Origin of the sequence: Hydrogenophaga bisanensis (assembly GCF_042665135.1) — a bacterium.
GTDB lineage: Bacteria > Pseudomonadota > Gammaproteobacteria > Burkholderiales > Burkholderiaceae_C > Hydrogenophaga > Hydrogenophaga bisanensis.
The window spans coordinates 1-5,176 of the sequence record NZ_JBHTBX010000026.1 but is presented as its reverse complement, the minus strand read 5'-3'; the positions used below and the strand labels follow the sequence as shown (position 1 = coordinate 5,176).

Here is a 5,176-nt window from a genome sequence, read left to right as displayed (position 1 = left end):
ATCTCGCCGTCGGCGTCCTTCACCACCACCACCGGCGTCTCGCCGACGAAGGTGGTGCGGTAGCTGCCCGCTTCCGGCAGCTCGGCCTCCAGGCACAGGTAGTTCCAGGTGGCGCCGCGGAAGATGCACTCCTGCTCCTGCTGCGCCGTGGGTGCGTCGCTATAGACTTCGTAAGGCACCCGGGTGAAGCCGGGGCCGCGCCATTGGATTGCTTGCTCTTTCATCTCATTCCACCGTTACGTTCGCGGTCTTGATGACCTTGCCCCACTTCTCCGACTCTTCGCGGATGAACTGGGCGCTCTTCTCCGGACTCCAGCCGCCGGGCGTGGCGCCCTGCTCGGCGAACTTCTGCTTCACGTCCGGCGCCTGCAGCGCTCCCGCGAAGGCCTTGTGCGCGTGGGCGACCGTCTCCTTGGACGTGCCGGCCGGCGCCACCATGCTGAAGAAGGTGACCGCCACCATGCCGGGGACCTTGGACTCCACGAAGGTCGGCACCTGCGGCAGCAGCGGCGAGCGCTTCTGGTCGGCCACGGCCAGGATGCGTGTCTTGCCGCTGTTGTGGAAGGTGGCCGAAGACGCGATGTTGTCGAAGAACAGGTCGACCTGGCCGCCGACCAGGTCCACCAGCGCCGGGGACGTTCCCTTGTACGGCACGTGGATCATTTCGGTGCCGGTGAGCTGCATGAACATGGCGGCGGTGAGGTGCGAGGTGGAGCCGTTGCCCTGCGAGGCATAGGTCACCTTGCCCGGGTTGGCCTTCAGGTAGGCGATGAGCTCCTGCAGGTTGCTCGCCGGGAAGCCCTTGCGCACGTTCAGCACGTTGGGCACCGTGGCCACGATGGTGATCGGCACCCACTTCGTCGGATCGAAGCTGAGCGACTTGTACAGGTGGTGGTTGATCGCGATCGGGCCTGGGGGCGAGACCAGGAAGGTCGAGCCGTCCGGGTCGGAGCGCGCGACCAGCTCGGCGCCGATGTTGCCGCCGGCGCCGGAGCGGTTGTCCACGATCACGCCGGCCGGGTAGGCGGCGCGGACCTTGTCCGCCAGCAGCCGAGGCAGGATGTCGGCCGTGCCGCCGGCCGGGAAGGGAACGATCAGCTTGAGCGTGCGTGCGGGCTGCGCGAGGGCGGGCAGGCCGGGGGCTGCTGCTGCGGCGGCGGCCGTCAGCGCGAGCACGGCACGCCGGGTGATGGTGGTTTGCATGGGGATGCCTCCTGCTGGGAATGACTGAAGTGTCATGCGCCAAAGCGGTCGGGACCAGGCAAAATTGCGCTATGCGCAAAAATGCGAGACCGTCCTTGCGCCGGGACAAGGACTTCGTCACCTCCCTGCAGAAGGGCCTGGACGTGCTCACCTGCTTCGGCCGGCATGCCGTCAAGCTGACCTTGTCGGAGGTGGCGCGCCTGACCGGCAGCTCGCCCGCCTCGGCGCGGCGATCGCTGCACACGCTGCTGGCACTGGATTACCTCGAAAGCGACGGCAAGCGCTTCTGGGTGGCGCCTCGGGCGCTGCTGGTGGCCCATGCCTATCTCACATCCCGGCCCATTCCGCAGCTGGCACAGCCTCTGCTGGATGCGCTATCGGAGCGCACGCGCGAGTCGGCCTCGCTGGGCAAGCTGCTGGACGACGACGTGATCATCATCGCCCGCTCGACGGCGCGGCGCAGCCTGTCGACCGGCCTGGGCATCGGTTCGCGCCTGCCGGCCTATTGCTCGGCGCTTGGACGCGTTGCGCTGGCGAGCCTGCCGCCAGCCGAGGCGGCGCGGCGGGTGAAGGCGATGCAACGGGTCCCCTTGACGCCGAAAAGCATCTACGAGACCGATGCAGTTCTGGCGGCCGTGGAACGCTGCCGGCAAGAGGGTTGGAGCGGAAACGACGAGGAGTTGGAACTCGGCGTGCGCTCGATGGCCGTCCCTGTCCATGACCGCAACGGCACATTCGTCGGCGGACTCAGCATTTCAGTGCGAGCCGAACGCATGTCCATGAGCGAGTTTCGGGACACGCTGTTGCCGGTGCTGCAGAAGGCGCGCGATCGTCTCGGCGAGCAGCTCTACGAATAAGCTAAGCTAACACAACCAGTCATCTTCGAAATGGGCGTAATGGCCCTGGAGGACAAGGAGTAGCGTTTCGCACACGCGCGTCGCGCCGTGCGATCGGGCCATGCAGTGATGCTCTATCGGCGGGCGGCCACATTCGGTGACTGCTGTGGCCAGAAGTACGTTGGGGTGGCCTTCTGCGACGGCATTGGCGTGATGAGTGAGCAGATGCAAAGCGCTGGCGTGGATGATTGCCAGTGAAGATGGCTCTACCACGTGGTCACCATGCGCCGGCGGCGAGCAATGTCTGCAGCGCCTTGAAACCGGTCATTTGCGCGAAGTTCCCTTCGGCCTGTGAAGGACAGGAATGGGCCAGAGACCGTGAGCCCAGGCGGTCAATGGGAAGGGCTGCACCCGCTAGCACAACCGACGGTGGCACATCGGACCTGGGCGTCAGCATCGGGTCGACACCGGTAATCGGATCGTTGCCGCACTGAACAGCGCCCCGTTCCAGGTCGCCTCCATTTATGCGGCTGAACCGAGGGAGAGCAGCTTTACGCCGTCTGGCCGCAGTTCGCCCTTGGGCGACACGTGCCGGTAGAGCGTCTGCCGGGTAATCCCGAGTTCTTCGCAGAGATCGCCCACCTTGGTTTCCGGTTGCCCCATGCTGGCCATCGCCAGGCGTAGCTTGGCGGCGGTCATCTTGAAGGGGCGCCCCCCTTTCCTGCCGCGAGCGCGCGCCGAGATAAGTCCAGCGACTGTTCGCTCGGAAATCAACTCACGCTCGAACTCGGCCAGCGCGGCAAAAATACCGAACACAAGCTTGCCGGCGGCAGTCGTCGTGTCGACCGCCGCACCGTGACCGGTCAGGACCTTCAGGCCCACGCTACGCGCAGTTAGGTCGTGCACGGTGTTGATCAGGTGGCGCAGATCACGGCCAAGCCGATCGAGCTTCCACACGATCAGCGTGTCCCCTTCACGAAGCGCCTTCAGGCAAGCAGCCAACCCTGGGCGATCATCGCGCCTGCCCGAGGCCAGATCCTCGTAAAGGTGCGCAAGGCTCACACCAGCGGCGATGAGCGCATCGCGTTGCAAATTGGTGGACTGGGATCCGTCCGCCTTCGATACCCGCATGTAGCCGATCAGCACCTTTTCACCCGTCACGTATACGTTCGATTATGTGACAGTGTGCGCCGGAAAGTTCTGGCCGTCAAAATTTGTCACTTAACCCGTAATTCTGTCTAAGACATGCAAAGGGTCCTTCAGGCTCGTAATGTGACAGAAATTCAGGGGGGATGCCTTCCTTCGCGAAGGTGGTGCGCAACCGTTCCAGGGAAGCGGGGTCGCGCCGACCAAAGGAAGCCAACGCGAACAGCGAGCGTGCCGTCTCGGGGTCGTGCCGCGCTTCAATGATCGCCTCATCAATGGCCTGGACCGCCCGTTGCCAGTGATCGACGGGTTCGGGTTTCGGCGCTCTCGCTGGCAGTCCATTGGTGAACCCGGTTTGGGGCTCGGACCAGAATAGCTTTGCCTGCTCGCCTGGCGGGCTTATATCCCTCACTTCAATCAAGTGGATCGCCGTTGCCGCCGCCTCCAGCATCTGCAACCGTACTGCCAGGTTCAGGGTTTCATACGGTCGCCACAGACTTTGCCCTGCACGCAGCGGATGCCCGCAGCCTTCCCAGACTTGGCGGAGATACCCCGCGTAGGTGCCGCACGCCGAGAGCGGGGTGTTCAGCTCATCAAGCAGCGTGCGTAGCAGCCGAAACCACAATCCGGCGTGGATGCGTCGGCGCGGCAACTCCACGTGGCCAGTCGTCAGTGCCTGCCAGGTACGCTGGTCCATCGCCGCAATCGAGTCGCTGGCCGTGCGCGGTTCGGCGTTGGCGTTCTCCCAGCCGAGAAACCGCCCTGGCACGCCCCAATAGGATTCCAGCCAGCAGCCATGCAGTGGGCAGCTCAGCATCAGCGGCAGCTTCCACGCGAGCAGTACGGCTTGGTTCTTCGGATCGTTCAGGCAGAACGGGCAGGCGCGGTGTATCGGTTGGCTGGGCAGCCAGGCACGCCAGCTCGTGACGGATCGCGTCTTACGGCGGAGTCGCGGCAGCAGTACCGAGAACTGGAACGCATAGGTTTCCAATGCGGCTGGAATCTGATCATCAAGGCTGTCCAGTAGCCAAGGCACCCAGCCGGCGAAACTCATGCAGCGCAGCCGATCCAGCTCGATACCGCTCCGCTGGGAGAGCATCGCCAGCAGCGCCAGTGGTGGCGCGGTGTCCAGGTCATCGACCTGACCGTGGCCAAGATCGTGCTCCAGCAGCTCGGACACTTCCATGTGATAGCAAAGGGCCACGCGGTTGAGCCACGAAGACAGGGCTTCGCCTTCCCTGGGTGCCGGATGCAGTGGCCAGCGTGGCGCTGGCTTCACATCAGTTCCCGCTCGAATTGCCGCCGCCGCTCGCTGGGGCCTGTGTAATCGGCCATGCTGAGCGTGCGGTGGTTGATCGCTTCCTCACCACTCTCCACGGCGGCCACGGCCGCCGCCATCAACAGGTGCGCCAGCTCGCCAATAGTGCCCTCGCTGCGCGTGAGCAGGTAGCGAGCCATGTCCAGCGTGGCAATCGACGAAGGTCGCCGCAGCGGGAGCGAAGCCGCGAAGCTGGCCAGCAGTGAACAGCAATCGTCGTTGGCCTCCCACACCGGCAGCATCATCGGCTCGAAGCGGTTTTCCAACTGGTCATCCGAGCGGATGGCCAGGTAGGCGTCGCGTGTGCCCACACCGACCAGCGGGATGCGCAATTCGTTGCCGAGGAAGCGCAGCAGGTTGAGGAATTCCCGGCGGTTGACGCTGTTGCCGGCCAGGACGTTGTGCAGCTCGTCGATCACCAGCAAACGCACACCGAGCTTGCGCAGCAGTGTCAGCGCCAGTTGCTCTATTTCCGGCAGCCGTGGGCGCGGTCGCAATGGTGCTCCCATCGCCGCGAGCAGCGCGACGTAGAAGCGGATCACCGATGGCTCGGACGGCATCTGCACGACCAATACCGGGATGTGCTCCTGGTCGGCGTCGGAGCTGGCCGGGTGGGCGCGGCGGAACTTCTCGACGATCATCGACTTGCCGTTGTTGGTTGGACCGACCAGCA

General features: G+C 64.7%; 6 protein-coding genes. 1 reads left to right on the top strand and 5 read right to left on the bottom strand.

Annotated features, from left to right (window positions below; all coding sequences use genetic code 11):
* Together ACFQNJ_RS19215 and ACFQNJ_RS19210 are read right to left on the bottom strand one after the other, a co-directional pair.
* Nucleotides 1–224: Rieske (2Fe-2S) protein (locus ACFQNJ_RS19215; RefSeq protein ID WP_465262234.1), on the bottom strand; the 224-nt coding region annotated here is incomplete at its 3' end.
* A 1-nt stretch (nucleotide 225) separates the two neighbouring features.
* The gene (locus ACFQNJ_RS19210; RefSeq protein WP_382260350.1) at nucleotides 226–1,203 is read right to left on the bottom strand and encodes a Bug family tripartite tricarboxylate transporter substrate binding protein; all 978 of its coding nucleotides are present in this window, start codon (nucleotides 1,201–1,203) and stop codon (nucleotides 226–228) included.
* 71 nt (nucleotides 1,204–1,274) lie between these two features.
* Between ACFQNJ_RS19210 and ACFQNJ_RS19205 the strand changes: the two genes are divergently transcribed.
* A complete protein-coding gene (locus ACFQNJ_RS19205; RefSeq protein WP_382260348.1) occupies nucleotides 1,275–2,060 on the top strand; it encodes an IclR family transcriptional regulator domain-containing protein in 786 nt (261 codons plus the stop codon).
* A gap of 501 nt (nucleotides 2,061–2,561) precedes the next feature.
* On the opposite strand, the gene ACFQNJ_RS19200 is transcribed toward ACFQNJ_RS19205, so the two are convergent.
* The 3 genes from ACFQNJ_RS19200 to ACFQNJ_RS19190 form a co-directional block, all read right to left on the bottom strand.
* A complete protein-coding gene (locus ACFQNJ_RS19200) occupies nucleotides 2,562–3,170 on the bottom strand; it encodes a recombinase family protein (protein WP_152960984.1) in 609 nt (202 codons plus the stop codon).
* Nucleotides 3,171–3,246: 76 nt separating this feature from the next.
* Nucleotides 3,247–4,464 carry a TniQ family protein gene (locus tag ACFQNJ_RS19195; RefSeq protein ID WP_382260346.1) on the bottom strand — a complete coding sequence of 406 codons (1,218 nt, stop codon included), beginning with the start codon at nucleotides 4,462–4,464 and terminating at the stop codon, nucleotides 3,247–3,249.
* Nucleotides 4,461–5,176, bottom strand: a 716-nt coding sequence (locus ACFQNJ_RS19190; RefSeq protein ID WP_382260344.1) for a TniB family NTP-binding protein, incomplete at its 5' end; no start/stop codon positions are given. The genes ACFQNJ_RS19190 and ACFQNJ_RS19195, both read right to left, overlap by 4 nt.

Coding starts and splice junctions, on each gene's coding strand:
- ACFQNJ_RS19210 (WP_382260350.1), bottom strand. CDS start 1,203: ATGCAAACCACCATCACCCGGCGTGCCGTGCTCGCGCTGACGGCCGCC.
- ACFQNJ_RS19205 (WP_382260348.1), top strand. CDS start 1,275: ATGCGCAAAAATGCGAGACCGTCCTTGCGCCGGGACAAGGACTTCGTC.
- ACFQNJ_RS19200 (WP_152960984.1), bottom strand. CDS start 3,170: ATGCGGGTATCGAAGGCGGACGGATCCCAGTCCACCAATTTGCAACGC.